The organism is Nocardia heshunensis (assembly GCF_054782115.1).
Window position 1 is genome coordinate 1 of record NZ_BAAGTC010000072.1, and the last position, 1,323, is coordinate 1,323.

Annotated in this window: 1 protein-coding gene; it reads left to right on the top strand. The window is 42.2% G+C overall.

Annotation, left to right across the window (positions count from 1 at the left end):
- Nucleotides 1-752, top strand: a 752-nt coding sequence (locus ACYVN4_RS45235; protein WP_460730519.1) for a site-specific integrase, incomplete at its 5' end; no start/stop codon positions are given.
- Nucleotides 753-1,323 lie beyond the last annotated feature (571 nt).

A 1,323-nucleotide genomic window follows, 5' to 3' on the forward strand; every position in this document is an offset into this window, starting at 1 on the left:
CCATCGCTAGCTCCCGAAAAGTAGCGATGGAGATACGCTCCTGCGTTCGAGACGCTGTCGCTGATGGTGCAATCGCACGGGACTTCACGCGTCGGGTCGTAGTCACCGGACACGAAGCCATGGATGAATCGCTGAAGTATCTCGACGGTGAAGATATGCATAAACTTATAGATGACCTAAGCGCAACCATCGATGCACGTCGGTCAAGCCGCGTCATGGCGCTATTGGCACTATATACAGGCGCCAGGTTTGGTGAGATTGCAGGTCTGACCTGGGATAATGTGGACGAAGCGAATGGTACCATCAACATCAAGCGTTCTTGGAACACTTTAGACAACGATGGGTTTAAGGCTACTAAGAACAAGCAATCAGTTCGAAACATAGCCGTTAATCAAGAAGTATTCGACTTTCTGCATCAACTTCATAGGTCACAAGACTTCCTTGATAAAGAGAACCCATTCAATCTAGTTTTCCTCGGTCAAGGCACTACACCACCGAGCAGTACCGCCGCAAATAACATGCTTAAACGCACGCTAGAGCACATTGGAGCCAAGCACATAACCTTTCACGGGTTACGCCATACACATGCCTCTTACTTAATTTATAAGGGGCTAACGCTATACTATGTCTCCGAGAGACTAGGCCATGCAAATTTCAACGTCACGCTTAGAGTCTATTCACACATGATCCATGAGATGAAAGACGAACAAAATAAGAAATTACTCAGCGTTCTCGACGGTTTTAGAGGGTAACAAATCGCGCTCATCGGATTTTAGATCCCTGCCTAACCCACTGGTATCACGATTAGTGAGCTAAGCGTTTAATTCCTGCTCGGGGCATCAAAATACCAATTAGTTCCTTCTGGAACTGCTTGAAACGCTGAGAAATCAGCGTTTTTTATTTTGTCTAAACGATATAAAACGATTCAAAACGGTATCGAGGGTAACAAAATGGTAACAAATTGGCTGAAAAAAACTGATTTTAACTTTTGTTACCCTCAGAAAAATGGAGGGCACTCAATCCCTCGGTACCACTGGATTATAAGCACCATCGTTTGTTACCCAAAAATCCTAGGCGGGTAAATTACATAATCAATCTGGTATACCTTCAGTTTGTGCAAGATGCGTTTTTTGTTAAATGAAAGTCACTTAGGGGAGGATTTATATTTTAGACAAAAGAAAACATGCTTTTACAAATTTTGAATTCAATAAGAATATGAATAGAGTAATCACAATTCTAACTACTCTATTCATATTTTTATGTATGAGAGTGGCCTATCACTTCGGAGGTCATGAATTATATAAAACTTTATTTTTGGGGCTA